Source organism: Paenibacillus sp. RS8, assembly GCF_041956825.1.
Lineage (GTDB): Bacteria > Bacillota > Bacilli > Paenibacillales > Paenibacillaceae > Paenibacillus_AQ.
Genome location: NZ_CP168131.1, coordinates 3,614,195 through 3,629,499, shown reverse-complemented (window position 1 = coordinate 3,629,499; position 15,305 = coordinate 3,614,195). Strand labels below are relative to the sequence as shown.

Sequence of the window (15,305 nt, the reverse complement as noted above, 5' to 3'; positions counted from 1 at the left end):
ATATCATACTGTTTTTTACATAGGTGTCTTATTTTGTCGATCATGATATGTTTGTTTTCTTGTCTATTAGATCCGCTCCAGATGCTTGTATTATTAGCACGTTAAAAAGCCCGCAGCGTATAACCCGCTGCGGACCTTCTTATGTCGACACCCCGTATCGACTGAATAATTAGAACATAGCAAATGCTGCTGAGGTGAAAGTAACGTAGGGGAAGTTTGGAACTGTAGGAGCGTAGCGCTCGCCTTTGTCTTCGGATGTTATCCGCATAAGCGGTAAAAATCAAGAACATCTGGAGACAACAGCGACCGAAAGTCCAAACATTCCCGTAGTTGCTGTCGTCACCGAGGAGCCATTCCCTTTGCTTTTTTATTTCGTTCAAATTATTCTGTAGATTTTTTCACAGGAACATAAATCTCCATCACCGTATCCGGCCGCGAATGGCAGCGTTCGTCATAGAATTCGAAATCCAGCTTACTGTCATCATAGACGTAGCCGCTGTCCTTAAACCATTCTTCGAAGATATACTTCCAAGTGCTTTTTATAACCTGTGCAAACTGTATTTGCTCTGTATCCGTTGAAGTATCCACTGGCGGGGTTGTGAACACGGCATACTCAGCTTCCGGTACATCCATCGTCAGCATATCCTCTTCCACCTTGGAGTAGTCCTCTACAATAACACCTAGAAGATAGGTGGCATTGCCATTATCCGAAGAAGGAATACACAAACCGACCTCTCCGTGTTTAGGCGGGTTTAGTATTTTATACATTTTGGACTCCAGATTCTCACCTTCATAATGGCTCCAAAAAGAAGCAATATCCTTGGTGTACATACTTCCCGCAACATTGGTTTGAATCCCATAACCAGCGACCTTAAAAGCAGGCTTGCGAACAATAACAGGGTTCATTATAAAACCTCCGATTTCAAATAGTGTTGTTCCTTTAGTAAATCCGTCCATCCGTGCGGCATATTGTGTCGGGCTATAGCCAAAAGCCTTACGAAAGGCCTTAGTAAATCCGCTTTGCGTCTCAAAACCATAGTCCAGCGCGATATCAATGATCCTTTTACCGGCAAATAATTCAAGCGACGCTAAAGATAACTTCCGGCTCCGCACATATTCCATCACGGACATTTCCTTGCATAGGCTAAACACTCGGCAAAAATGATACACCGAATATCCGACCTCAGCGGCTATTTCTTCTACTGAAATATTTTCTTTGATATGAGCTTCAATATATTCAACACATTTCTCTATATCTTTACTGTAATTCAAGTGCAGCACCAACCTTCCCCCGTACGGTGATTTCATTATATCAACTGGATGTGAGGATCGTTGTTCCTGTTTTGCTGAGCTATGTTCAACCCCTTTTCTTTCTCTTTAATAAGCGCAAAAAAAGGATGAAGCAGCCTGATTAAGCCACTACATCCCTTTTTCACTTTTACCAATTCGATTGAATATTCCTAACCTAAATACGTTAATAATCTGCTGATCATGACTGCAGCTTCCGCACGAGTCAAATTACTCTTCGGATTGAGTTTATGATCAGGGGTCCCTTGGATTAGACCCAATTCGATGCAAGTAGCCAATGCCTGCTTTGACCATATACCTGCCTGATCCGCATCTATATACGTAGCTAGTACAGCTTGCGTAGCATCTGATACTTTAGGTGATTTCCCCTTCAATTCAAGCACTCTTGCCATAATAACTGCCATTTCCTGACGGCTTAGAGGCTTCATCGGATCAAACAAATTACCTACATACCCTTTAAGCAACCCAGCATCTGCTGTAGCAATAACACTATCGCTGTACCATTTATCTTGCGGCACATCCTTAAATGATGTTGACCCTTTTACTTCAAGACCTAGAGCTCGTGCCAGGATCGCTGCGATTTCAGAACGATTAATCGTCTTGTCCGGAGCAAAATTCTGATCTGTTATCCCCTTCAGGATACCTTTACTCACCAAAGCCTCAATATCCTTAATTGCCCAGTGGCCCACGGTATCGATAAAGGATTTAGGTTTGATTCCAGATCCTTGATCTGAACCAGTCCCTGGATTTGGAGTTGCCTCCGGTTTCGCACCTGAACTTGGATTAGAACTTGGGTTAGAAACATTGCCAGGATCTGTCTCTGATTGATTACTATCCTTTGCTTTGACCGTTACAATCGCTATTGCTTTCATATCAGTCCCAGCAACCGTGCCTTTTACTTGGAAGCTCCCCGCTTGTGCATAACTCGAAGAATGAATCTCATCCCATACAACCAACGTTTTCTGTATCGTATGATTGCTCAGGGTCACAGTTACTTCCGCAGGCAGTTTCGGCGCGGAGCCAACTTCGGTTTCAATCTTTACATCCTCTATAGCTACAATGCTAAGAGCGAATTCAAGACTTTTTATCGCATTTTCAAGCTCTACTCGCATTTCATCTAGTGAAGTAATCGTAGCGCTAGGATCCTTCAGAATCTTCTCCGCTTTATCCAGAGCAGCCGCAACGATTGCCCAGGTTTCAGATGAATAATCTGAACTCTTTAATGCTGCTGCATCGGTAATCGTTTGTTGAAGAAGATCTTTAGAGATGTCTAGATTACTTCCCTTAATATAAAAATCATCTAGAATAAAAGCAAAATCAGATGTAGCTTTTCCCGAACCTTTGGTAATCATTTTGAAAATTACTTGATAATCATCCTGATTACCGGTTGTAAAGCTTTGCTTGAATGTGATATAACCGCCATTTTCTCCAGCTTTATTGCCTGGATTGGTTAAATTACCTAGCGTTTCCTTTAATACAATCTCTTTTGAAGAACGTGATTGTACCGACACTTCATAACCAACATTCGTTTCTGAAGTATAGATAAATCCTAACTCATATTCTTTATTTGGCTTCAATTTCACGCTAGATTCGTTTGTTTTAATGAGTTTACCCACATCTGTTTCATTCATTTTTAGCGAGTTTTCACCATTCAGAACCCAAGTCATCACAGGACCAACTTTGTTCTCAGCTGCCTGAACGATAGGATTGTTATCGTGTGGATTACTTTGGTCAGTTGCAATATGAATTTGTCTAGACCCACCACCATACTCAAATGGACCCCAACCTTCATACACATTCTCGAAATCCTCATACACAACATAATTTTTATTCGTAGGATCCTTCTCCACTGACGTATGCTTCCAAATACGAACATCATCAAATTGTACAGTACCAACTCCTGAATCAGCTAGCAACTTCACTGTTGCAGTAGTAACACCTTCAGGAACCTTAAATTCAACATTCATTCTCTGCCATGTTGTATCGACATACTTGAAGGATGAGTTATGGATACCGTCCTGCCCTGTCACATGATTAGAATAGGTTTTACCGTTAATTGTAACCTGCAGAGAAGATTTTCTTCCTTTCTCCGTCTGAGTCCACACCCCGACAGTATAATCCTCACCAGGCTGTAGTCCATTAATTTCCTGAGACAAGATACCCGCTTTGTTTCCAACCTCAGCGTATTTATTCCAATTCGATTTGTTCATTTCTTTGCTGGTATCGTATTCGCGATCACCTTGCACTGTCTTGATTGTAATATTACTTAGATCATCAGCTGTCCAGGAACCTGGAACATTCAATTGCTCAGAATTAAAGGCGAAATCCTTAATAAGACTGCCTTCACCCCAATTTGTTGCAGCAGGGACCAATACTAGAGCATCCGCTGATGTAGGATAAAGCACATAAGGTGTATTTTTCTTAGCCTTATTTATCGTGAGAGATCCATCATGAGCAACAACTGTATCGACTAACACTTTGCCTTGTTGTGTCAGCTCATACATATTGAATTGGCTCACATCTTTAAATTCATCCGTCAACTGCCAAGTTGTCGCGTTGCCTGTTGTATTCCAGTGATATAGTCTTGCACCTTCGTTTACACCCAAGATCTTATTGGTCTTCATATCCCAAACCCAAGGAATTAACGAATTCGCTTCACCAGTATGACGCTCTGATTCGTCTGTTGTCGTCCCCGTATCTTTCCAAGAAGATATAAGTTTGCCATTTTTAGATAACTCAATCATATTCGTTAATTTATTTCTCTTAGAGATCACTTCGTTATCAAACGTAATTTTATCCTCTTCATATTTCATAACACCAAAATGTTGCATGAACTTCGTAGGTAATACTTCGTTAAAGAATACAGTTACACCTTGCTGTACATCCGGTTTGGAATCTCCCCACGTTGTCACACCTGGTATTTTTTGTCCTTTGAATAAGGCATTTCCAACGAAAATATCTAGATTATTCTTCACTATTCTTGATAGAATGCTAGAATTCCCCTTATTCGGATATCCTAAATCTGGACCCCAGTGAACAAAATCCACACCGGGCTCTAATGGGCCGGCAAATTCCGTTCCTACTTTTAGTCCAAGATTATTAGCGTATTGCAGCAATTTATAGGCATTGTAATCATTGCCTGTATACACATCAATATAGAAGAAGTCTAATGTAGGATCATTCGGGCTCAAAGAATCCTTCGTCAGATTAAATAAGTTTTTGAACCGTGACTCTAGATTCCCACTCAAGACATCCTTCGTCTGATCAACATAATAAGACGTATCAATCCAATCCCAACCTCCGGAAAGCCTATCTACTGTCGGCCCTTTTGATGATGCTCCATTTAAGTTGGAATAATTCAGTTCGTTAGCATCAAGTTGATACTCTGTTGCATTGAGATGAACACCCACGTTAAGATTATACTTATCGCCCTCATTGATGAGATAGTTTAATTCATCCAATCCACCCTGCCTCACACCAATGTTGGAATAGGATGGAATATCATCATCATGGCCCTCTGCCTGATATCCCTTATGAAGAATCATCTGTCCAAAGCCATCAGTATAATTGTACAGAATTTTACCCATATCCAACGAATTCAAGAAAGGATCATTTGCCTGGCTAGCAAAGTTGAATGCGATGTACATCATATTGTTCTGCATATCCCGAGCACCAAATGGCTCCTTAAAAATATTCGTCCGATAAGCAACAGCTGCATCCTGCCAATCTGTTTTACCGTCATTATTCCGATCATTTGTCACAACTACCTCATACCAAGGCAGTTCTTCCGTTTCATTACTTTGAAGATGGCGATACGTCCAAGTACCCGGCTTCACTGTCACTTTATTGACAAGTGGTTTCTTTTCCGTGGTCACAATCATTTTATTGCCACCGCTGATTACATTGTCTTCAATCGATGCTCCCAAGCCATTTCCGCTCACCATAGCCATCGTAACGCCTGAAGCGCTACTCTGTTTCATAAGATTCATGTTATCGACCAGTTCTTCTGTTAATCCGTGCCATGCTCCATCCGATTTACTCCATGCATACGTTGCATTTTCCATAGCGCTATTCACATGGATTAGAGAATTGTTAATTTGAATCGAACGGACAACAAACCCATCCGGTTTTTCAGTTATTTTATCAATTTCAAAACGTACGATATGATTCGCTTTCGCCTCAATATGTGCTTCGATGACAACACCAATCTCGTCAATCATCATTGTATACTGATACTTACTATCGCTCTCTTTATTAGATATGGTGCGAGGCACATAATCCATATTGTTGATCTTCAGACTATTCGTTTGCTCCTCGCTAGCCTGTAGTTTACGTTCATCAACTTGATATTCAACAATACCCGGGAAATCTTTATATACTGTAACGTTTAAACCATCTTTAGTGATCGTATCTGTCTCTGAGGCAACCTGAAGCTTAGGTAGTGACTCTAGCTCTACCATCTTTACATTGCTCACTGTCATCTTTTTACTTCCATACCAAGATCGAAGTCCAAGCCAACCTGGCTGCATAGTCATTTCTTCTTCAGATACCGATCCCATATCCGTTGTCACGCCATCGGGGTCCGTAATCTTGAAGCTTATGGTTGTTCCTACTAAACGAAGTTCGATATGATAAAGTGTATCGGCTAGCATCTCATATGAGTTTGAGAAAGTAGCCTCGTTTCCATTTGCAAACAATTTCCAAACGCCGTTAATGTCATGATTAACCGATACATATGCATTATCCGTGGATCCTCTTAATATAAATCCATATCGCCCACCAGTTGCTCCAGCGTCTACATTTGTTTTGTAATCAAAAGTAACCTTCTGATCCATCAATTTAGGGCTATCCTTATCCACGGCTAGTGCTACACCTGGCATGTTCAATTGAATTTGACCATCTCCGTTACTCTCTACCACCGGATTACTACTATCCAGAGAGCCCCAATTCTGTGCCGAATAATTTGGTTGGTATACTCTGATTTCTTCTGCGGTTATTGCATCTACATTCACCTTAATTGCAGCATCAGTTGTGTTATATAAGCCAAATGCTCCTGGGGAATATGCAGATACTGGTACATTACCGACCAATACTCCATTTATATATAGGCTTAATTCCTTCTCAATGACCTGCACACGTAAAATATAATCTTTGCTTATTGCAATGGCATCAGTATTGCCAATGGCAGCTTCGCTACCTTCCAACTGATATTTCCATTTTCCCGCGCTCTCTTGATATATGGTGATATTGCCCAGTTTAACACCAACTTCACCATCACTCTTCATTTTCACTTGATAGATCCCATTTGATACTGCTGTTATATCTCTATTAAAAGCAGTTGCTCCAGCATCAATAGTCCCTGTCAAATATCCATCTATAACTTGCGGTGTCGCATGATACCCATCCCAATTAGGCTGAGAATTACCTTCATAATATTCCTCGTAAATCATTTTGTCCGTTTGTGTAGAAGTATTCATATCCATAAACTCTTCGGTAAAAAGAATATTATCGATATATATGGTATCCTGAGCAACAACCCCAAAACGTCCTTCTCCGAATTGCTGTCCTGCCGGTAAGCTTGCATACAATTCAGCCCCGTTAATGCTTAGGGTTACAGAGGAGTCGGAATATTGTAAACCCACTTTATTCCAGACGAAAGGTTTAGGATTTGAACTACTAGTACTAGTACCAGATGCAACAAAATCAATGATGGTGTTACCCTTTTTCAAAATCCATTTCGCACCATCAAATGTAATTAGAGCATTGTTACCAATAGCAAATCCGATATTGGTATTCGTAGGTTTCACACTAGCCATATAAGTCGCACTCTGTAGGAGCGGAGCATCAGTATTCCATGTTTCACCGTTCAGACCAGATAACTTTAGAATTCGGTTGCTGCCTTCTGTAATAATGGTAGACGTTGCACCGTTACTCCAGTCGCCTGTTATACTGTCTTGAAAATCATTACTATACTGAATAATTTGTTTGGGTTTTATGATCTGATTTGTATAGTGTATATTATCTATCTGCAATTCTACCGTACTTCGAATTCGAAGACCGAAGTACCCAGCTACTTCTGAGAATTGCGCAAAAGTAATATCACCGATCTCCTTTTTATTCAAAAATACCGTGATTGTTTTCCCTTTAAAATTGAACATGAGATTATTCCATCTGCCTTGGATCGGGTAAGGAATATTTAATTTACTTCCCCAACCCGAGTTAGACTCTGGTATCCAGATGCTAGGGTCAACCCCAATCTCATTGAATATGCTCGCCGTTTCATTCATTCTAAAACCAAACGCAAAGCCTTGACCGCTACCTAGTTTCGCTGGATTAATCAGCTTGAAATCTAACGAGAGTGTACCCTCTTGAATTTGTGGGGAATCTAGATCTACACCTCGTTCTTTTGATCCTTTTTTCAGAGAAAGAACTTTATTTCCCGTAAGATCGGTCACTACTTGAGCATTTAAACCTGACCAATGAGGTATATAATTAGGATCTTCATAGTCTTGTACATAATCAATGACATTTGAAGGTTTATCTTTTGTACCTACACCTGCAATACGTAACTCTTTAATAGAGACATTTCCTGTTGCAAAACGTTTATATAGACCTACCTGACCAATCCCTGTCGACTGATTCAATAAATCCGTATCCTTATTGTAGTATGTCACTCCGTCTACTATAACCACGAGCTTCGTACCATGAAAGCCGATTTGTATTCGATAATCTATATCTGTTTTCAGTTCAGGACCCTCGAATACTTCCCAATTACCTGAACCATCCGGACTTTGAATTACCCAATCTGTATTGGCATCGTAACGGATAGACACCCCTTGATTCGTATCATTTGATCCTATAACAAAACCAACATTACTTGAAACTGAACTTGTATAGCGCATCGTTGTATCAATAATTCCGGCAGATAGCCATGGAGCTTTATCCCATGTTGCAATGGCTCCACCGCCATCCACTTTAGTTATCGCAATGGTTAGTCCATTATTTACAGAAGTTGTTCCTGCTCCTTTAACGAACGTCATTAGTTCCGGTTCCATTGACTGATAATTATTCGTATACGATACTGCCCCTTGACCCTCAGGAACATTTAATTTGATGTCATTTAAGAAGTCCTCTATGTTCGCCTCTTCAATTGTACCCTCTTGTGAATCCGTTACTGTAATAGTCGCTTCTGCTTTGACATCCGAGGCTTTAACATTTCCCTCTACGTTAAAAGTGCCCACCTTCGCATAACTTAAAGGATCGATTTCATCCCAGCTAACCATTACTTCGCCGATGGAATCATCGTTGTAAACTGCTTGTACTACCGAAGGGAGTTCTGGTGGTTCACCAACGGAAGTTTGAACATTTGTTGGAGAAATACGTTTAATTACTTGTTCGTGAACTGCACTTAACGAATCACCAATTTCTCCTTCAGCAGCATAAGACGTACTTCTTGGATATATGATTGATTGACTTGTAGCCATTAAAAAAATCATCATCCAAATCATGAATCGATAAATCTTTTTCGCAACCTTTTTTCGCATCGTACCTTTCCCCCTTATAATAGTCTATTGGATATAAATTAAAACGCTTTCAAACACATTTTTGATTTTAACAATTTTATTCGATTTATACTTTCAAAATATAACCAATATTGAAAAATCCGTTTGAAATACAGAACTAAAATCAATTATTATTCTACCCATACGCCCCACATTAGTTCTGGAATGTTAATAGTTTCAATGATACACTGAGTGATAATAAGTGGTGAATTTTGACACAAATGTCTGAATACTATCAGGGGCGATTATTATGAACCGAGTTGTTGATCTCTTATATCATGAGTCTGATCAGGAATTAATCTATAATGCATTAGAGCGCACCTTGAAACCAGGTTATTTTTTTGGACCTCATTGCCATGAGAATCTGGAAATCTGTTTAATGAAAGAAGGAGAATGTGACATCATTATTAATGGTGAGAGGATTACCGTTCATAAAGGTGAAATAATGGTCATCTTCCCTCATATGATTCACTCTTTTCATGTAAAATCAGATCAAGAAGCCGTCTTCCTACAAGTTCACTTTTCTCCAGAAAACTTTATTGCAGCAGACCCCAAAGTAAATGAATATATCAGATTTTTACATTATATGTCAGATAGACATATAGCCTATACCTTCCATCCATATACGAAACAGATTCTTTCATGTGTGGATCGTATTTGCGAAGAAGTAAATACTGAAGTAAATATGTACCACAAGTCGCTAGCAAATATTTATATCTACGAATTACTGTTTCTATTATCTCGCGAGATTGAAAAAAGTGTTCGTAAAGTATTCAGAATAAATAATCCCATAGCAATTCGAGCTATCCATTTCATTAGACAAAATGTAGAAAACAATATCACACTAGACGATATCGCTAGCAACTGTAATATAACTACCCGATACCTATCGAAAATTTTCAAACAATACGTGAATATATCAGTGAACGATTATCTTTGTATCACAAAAATTGATAAAGCCATGAATTACATATGTAATACAGAACTCTCCATCACAGAAATATCCTCAAAACTCCAATTTTCTAGTGCACAATACTTCTCAACCGTATTTAAAAAATACAGCGGCGTTACTCCAAAGGAATATAAAAATCTTCGTACGAAAGATATATAGGTTAATAATTATATCTATATAACAAAAAAAATGAGCTTGCTCCGTCATAATCGACTTCGAGCACAGCTCATTTTCATTGTATATCTGTTATTCTTACTACCCAATGTTCATCCTGATGCTTACCGATTCAGCAAGCTTCCCACATACTTCAGCAGCTCATTGGCGCAAATTGGGCAATAATGGTGCCCGTCAATAAGTCTGGCGCATACCTCGTTGATCCGTTTGAGCTGGCTTTCATCCGGCGTTTTGGACGAGGTGGTAATTTTGACGATATCTTTGAGATCAGTGAATAGCTTCTTCTCAATCGCTTCCCGCAGGCGGTCGTGGTTGTTGTACTCAAATTTCTTCCCTTTGCGTGAATAAGCGGAAATCCGGATCAGGATCTCTTCACGGAACGCTTTTTTCGCATTCTCAGAGATACCGATTTGTTCTTCAATCGAACGCATTAACCGCTCATCCGGCTCCATTTCCTCATCCGTAAGCGGATCACGGATTTTGGACCAATTGCAGAAGGCTTCGATATTATCGAGATAATTCTCAAATAATGTCTTAGCAGATTCCTCAAAGGAGTAGACAAAGGCCTTTTGCACTTCGCTTTTTGCCAAAATATCATATTCCTTACGAGCAATGGAGATGAAGTTCAAATAACGCTCCCGTTCCTCTTTAGTAATCGATGGATGCTGATCCAGGCCGTCTTTAATTGCCCGCAGCACATCCAGTGCGTTCATGCACTGCAGATCACCTTTGATCAAAGCGCTGGAAATCCGGTTGATAACATACCGCGGATCAATTCCGGACATACCTTCATCTAAATACTCCGTTTGCATTTCCTTGAGATCTGCTTCTTTGTAGCCCTCTACCTCTTCACCATCATACATGCGGAGCTTTTTGATCAGATCCATGCCTTGTTTTTTGCTTTCTTTCAAACGGGTCAGGATCGAGAAAATCGCAGCGGCACGCAGCGCATGCGGTGCAATATGCACATGATTCATATCACTCTGAGCGATCAGCTTCGCGTAGATTTTTTCCTCTTCCGATACCCTGAGGTTATACGGAACAGGCATAACAATCATACGGGACTGGAGTGCTTCATTCTTTTTATTAGAAATAAACGACTTATACTCGGTTTCATTGGTGTGCGCAATGATCATTTCGTCCGCACTGATCAGTGCGAATCGACCAGCCTTGAAATTGCCTTCTTGCGTCAGTGACAACAGGTTCCATAGAAACTTTTCGTCGCATTTGAGCATTTCTTGAAATTCCATCAGCCCACGGTTAGCTTTGTTCAACTCTCCGTCAAAACGGTAAGCGCGTGGATCGGATTCCGAACCAAATTCAGTAATGGTCGAAAAGTCGATACTTCCTGTCAAATCGGCGATATCTTGCGACTTCGGATCGGATGGACTAAAGGTACCAATCCCTACCCGCTCTTCTTCTGACAAAATGACACGAGCCACTTTAACCTGCTCAATATCTCCTGCATATTCATTTCTCAGCCGCATCTGGCAGGAAGGGCACAAGTTGCCCTCAATACGCACACCGAGTTCCTTTTCAATCTCTGGACGAAGCTCCAGGGGGATCAAATGTAGCGGGTCCTCATGCATCGGGCAGCCCTCTATTGCATATACCGCACCCGCATCTGTCCGCGAGTACTGTTCCAAACCACGTTTAAGCAGCGTGACTAGGGTCGATTTCCCCCCACTGACAGGTCCCATCAATAATAAAATCCGTTTACGAACATCGAGTCTACGTGCTGCAGAATGAAAATATTCCTCGACTAACTTTTCGACGGCACGATCCAGTCCAAAAATCTCCTGTTCAAAAAACTTATAACGTTTGCGTCCGTTTATGTCCTCTACGCCATGCGACTTAATCATGTCATAAACGCGGGAGTGAGCGGTTTTAGCGGGAGAGGGGTCTTTTTTCAAGATTTCTATATACTGCTTGAAGGTCCCGCTCCACGCCAAACGGTCGTTCTCAGCCCGATACGAAGCTATTCGCTCAAAAATATCCATTGCTCGCTGCCTCCTCTTGCGCTCCTACTTGCTCTCCTACTTGCTCTCCTATAGCGTTAAAAAGTGTATTACATACCTATGCGGCAAGCGCGGAATAGTTGACCTCTTTTTTGCTGTGCTATAATAGAGAATCATAAAATCGCAGTAAAACCTTAATGGAAACCCGAAAATAATGGGCTACGGGAGTGACACTATGGCGGTACGACATGAAACGGAGCTGTATGCTCCTTTAAAGGTTTTTTTTGAAAAGCAAGGATACAGCATCAAGGGTGAGGTTCGGACTTGTGATTTGGTGGGGATCCGTGAGGATTTAGAGCACCCTCTAATCGTAGAGATGAAAAAATCGTTTAACCTGGCCTTGCTGCTGCAAGGGGTGGAACGGCTGAAGCTCAGCCCTACGGTCTATCTCGCAGTGGAACGTGTCCGTGATAAAAAAGGGGCGGTGAACCAGCGCTGGGGCGAGCTTAGCGGACTTTGTCGCCGTCTTGGTCTCGGGCTGATCACCGTTGTTTTTTATAAGACCAAGGCACCGCTGGTCGAGGTGCTCGTCGAGCCGGACGAGACGCCGCCTGCCCAGCGCAGCAACAAGCGGCGGCGCGAGCGTCTGCTCTATGAGTTCCGCGAGCGCAGCGGAGACTACAACACCGGCGGCAGCACGCGCGTTAAGCTCGTGACGGCCTACCGCGAGAAAGCGCTGCGTGTCGCGCTTTCTCTGCAAGCAGCGGAGGCGGAAGCCGCCGTCGCTGCCGAGAAGGCCGCTGCGAAGGCTTCGCTCGCAGCGGGCAAACGTGCAGCGGCGAGCACCGCTGCACAGGCTCCGGCGCTGAGCTCAGCGCCGGAGGGGCGTGCTGCCGGGGACACGGCAGCACGGGAGGCAGCGGCGGCTGGCACGCGAAGCGGTGCCCCTAGCGCTGCCTCAAGCGCACGCTCGGCCGGGATCACGCCGGCCGAGCTGCGGAAGCGTAGCGGCGTACCGAACGCCGCCGCTATGCTGCAGCACAACTACTACGGCTGGTTCCACCGTGTCAGCCGTGGGCGCTATACCCTGACCCCAGCCGGTCAGGCCGCGCTAGTGGAATACGCCGCTATAACTGGCGGCGCCTCCAATGACAGCAATCACTAACATTAATTTTCTTGCCTATCCTTAGCAAAACTTCTTTCAATTCAAATCTTTTACACGAATTTCAATCTTTTACTCAGCTCTAAGCTTTACTCTGATTTAATCTTTTACTTGGTCATTATACGTATTATTCTAATTCACACGTAACAATGTCTAAATAACGCAAAAAGCATCCCATCTACGGGATGCTTTTTAGGTATTCCAATCTTGCCACATTAGTATTTAATTTCATACCACGTTCGTATTCCACTCATATCACTTTTGTTGTCATACATGTCATGTTCGTATTGCATTTTTATCATAATTCGTATTCGTATCTCAATACGTAACTGTGACACATAACATCCATATCACACTTATAATTATTTCGTACCAACTTCATCTCTTATTAGTATCACAAGCAAGTACCTCGTCCAGCTCTTCTAAGCTATACTTTAATTAGCTTATTACACTTTCGAGCACAACCCTTATTTACTATTTCCTCTATTATTACTTTAACATGCTGCTAATGCTGAAACCTTCACCTTTGAAACCTGATGTTACATTCAACACCACTAATATTAAATCTTCAATAATTAAGGAAATCCTCCCTAAAAATCTTCACTTTACGCGCTATAATGCGAAAATCAGGGAAATCCTCCCTGATTTTCGCCAGATTTGCCTACAAAAAGGGTTTACCTTAATTTTTTTAGGGAGAAATTCCCTAAAAGCTCCATTTCAGAGTTCGTATTGGCCAGTTTTAAGGAGGATTTCCCTAAAAATAGTCTCATACGATACTTCACTTCTGCCAGATGTAAAATTCATGGTCATTTCGAGCAGTCCTACGTTCCGTCACCGTCAATCCTAATGTCTGTCCTTATATCCGCCCGTAAGTCCCATCCCGTCAGTCTCACCGGTCTCTCCGTCTGTCAGTCCATCCCGTTCATTCACAACCACATCAATCTAACTCCGAGCCGTGAACTCCTTAACCGCCTCGCTCATTAAATTCATGCCGAGCAGCAGCTCATCCCGGCCGGGATGGCTGAAGTTAAGACGTATATGATTTCCGCTCCCATCCACACTACATAGCGGTCCCGGTAAAAATGCCACTCCCTTACCCAGCGCACATTTCAGCAGTGCCATAACATCCATCCCCTCCGGCGGAGATACCCAAAGAAACATGCCTCCTGACGGCAGATCGTAGGAGCTTCCCTTCCAAGCTGGACGTTTAAGCAGCTCCACCATCAACTTCAGCCGTGTGTTATATTCTCGATTCAGCTGCGCAATATGCTCGCGAAGATCAAAAGCGGTCACATCCAACAAATGATGCAAGAGCCGCTGATTTAATGCGCTCGATTGCCAGTCTGCCATCTGCTTGGCCGCAGCCATCATCCCGATCACTTCCCGGCTACCTGCTGCCCAGCCCGTCCGCAGCGCGGGCGCGACGGTCTTGCTGAACGAACCGATATATAATACGTGTCCGCCGTCACTTATATTTTCCAGTGCGTACAAAGATGGAAATCTTGTGGCCCAAGGTTCACCATACTTTTGAAAATGTAAATCACCATATGAGTCATCTTCTACAATCAGGATGTTATAGGCGATACAAAGATCCAGCACCTCACGCCGTCTCTCTAAACTCCATAGGATGCCGCTTGGATTCGTAAAGCTTGGTGTTGCGAACAGCATCTTTGGCTTATGCAGTTCAATTTGCCTCCGCAAATGATCTGGATCAAGCCCGTCCAAGTCACCCTCTACGGGAATAATAATGGCGCCTTGCATCCGAAGAGTTTGCAAGAATCCTGGAGATGTCGGATTTTCTACCAATACGCGATCTCCCGGATCAATATACACCCGCGATAACAAATCAATCGCTTGCTGGCTCCCCGTTGTTAGCAGAACTCCACCTTCAGTAACAGTTACCCCCTTTTCTCTGAGCCAATCCCCGGCAAGCCACTCCCGAAGTGGACCATACCCTGCAGGATCACCATATTGAAGTGCCCCTGCATCTGCAGATATCACCGTAGAGGCTGCTTCGGCAAGCAGCGATAACGGGAACAGTTCTTCCGCTGGTAATTCTTCAGCAAGCGATATCATGGAGCTTCTCCGTGTTTGGGTGCGAATACTTAGAAGCGGTGACGATAGCAGTGTGTGTGCGCGAGCAGAAAATTGGTAAAGCATGCGAAATCCCCCTTCCCTAGTACCAAGTA

At 42.5% G+C, this 15,305-nt stretch carries 6 protein-coding genes; 2 read left to right on the top strand and 4 right to left on the bottom strand.

The window, feature by feature from the left end:
• Positions 1 to 381: 381 nt before the first annotated feature.
• Positions 382 to 1,272: an AraC family transcriptional regulator gene (locus ACDZ28_RS17550; RefSeq protein WP_076119408.1), complete on the bottom strand. Its 891-nt coding sequence runs from the start codon at positions 1,270 to 1,272 to the stop codon at positions 382 to 384.
• Between the two features lie 188 nt (positions 1,273 to 1,460).
• Positions 1,461 to 8,852, bottom strand: coding sequence for an endo-alpha-N-acetylgalactosaminidase family protein (locus ACDZ28_RS17545; protein ID WP_375102370.1), 7,392 nt, complete (start codon positions 8,850 to 8,852; stop codon positions 1,461 to 1,463).
• Between the two features lie 268 nt (positions 8,853 to 9,120).
• Here ACDZ28_RS17545 and ACDZ28_RS17540 point away from each other — a divergent pair, with 268 nt between their 5' ends.
• Positions 9,121 to 9,981: an AraC family transcriptional regulator gene (locus ACDZ28_RS17540; protein ID WP_042125692.1), complete on the top strand. Its 861-nt coding sequence runs from the start codon at positions 9,121 to 9,123 to the stop codon at positions 9,979 to 9,981.
• A gap of 119 nt (positions 9,982 to 10,100) precedes the next feature.
• Here the strand turns inward: ACDZ28_RS17540 and ACDZ28_RS17535 are convergent, their stop codons facing one another.
• Entirely contained in the window at positions 10,101 to 11,996 is a 1,896-nt protein-coding gene (locus ACDZ28_RS17535; RefSeq protein ID WP_042125690.1) for a PrkA family serine protein kinase, read from the bottom strand.
• A 193-nt stretch (positions 11,997 to 12,189) separates the two neighbouring features.
• On the opposite strand from ACDZ28_RS17535, the gene ACDZ28_RS17530 reads away from it, so the two are divergent.
• Positions 12,190 to 13,119, top strand: a complete 930-nt coding sequence (locus ACDZ28_RS17530; RefSeq protein WP_076119249.1) for a DUF2161 family putative PD-(D/E)XK-type phosphodiesterase — start codon at positions 12,190 to 12,192, stop codon at positions 13,117 to 13,119.
• 939 nt (positions 13,120 to 14,058) lie between these two features.
• Here the strand turns inward: ACDZ28_RS17530 and ACDZ28_RS17525 are convergent.
• Positions 14,059 to 15,276: a PLP-dependent aminotransferase family protein gene (locus tag ACDZ28_RS17525; RefSeq protein WP_042125685.1), complete on the bottom strand. Its 1,218-nt coding sequence runs from the start codon at positions 15,274 to 15,276 to the stop codon at positions 14,059 to 14,061.
• Positions 15,277 to 15,305 lie beyond the last annotated feature (29 nt).

What these genes read in the sequence shown, in the direction of transcription:
- ACDZ28_RS17530 (WP_076119249.1), top strand. Translation starts at nt 12,190, where the DNA reads ATGGCGGTACGACATGAAACGGAGCTGTATGCTCCTTTAAAGGTTTTT.
- ACDZ28_RS17525 (WP_042125685.1), bottom strand. Translation starts at nt 15,276, where the DNA reads ATGCTTTACCAATTTTCTGCTCGCGCACACACACTGCTATCGTCACCG.
- ACDZ28_RS17535 (WP_042125690.1), bottom strand. Translation starts at nt 11,996, where the DNA reads ATGGATATTTTTGAGCGAATAGCTTCGTATCGGGCTGAGAACGACCGT.
- ACDZ28_RS17540 (WP_042125692.1), top strand. Translation starts at nt 9,121, where the DNA reads ATGAACCGAGTTGTTGATCTCTTATATCATGAGTCTGATCAGGAATTA.
- ACDZ28_RS17545 (WP_375102370.1), bottom strand. Translation starts at nt 8,852, where the DNA reads ATGCGAAAAAAGGTTGCGAAAAAGATTTATCGATTCATGATTTGGATG.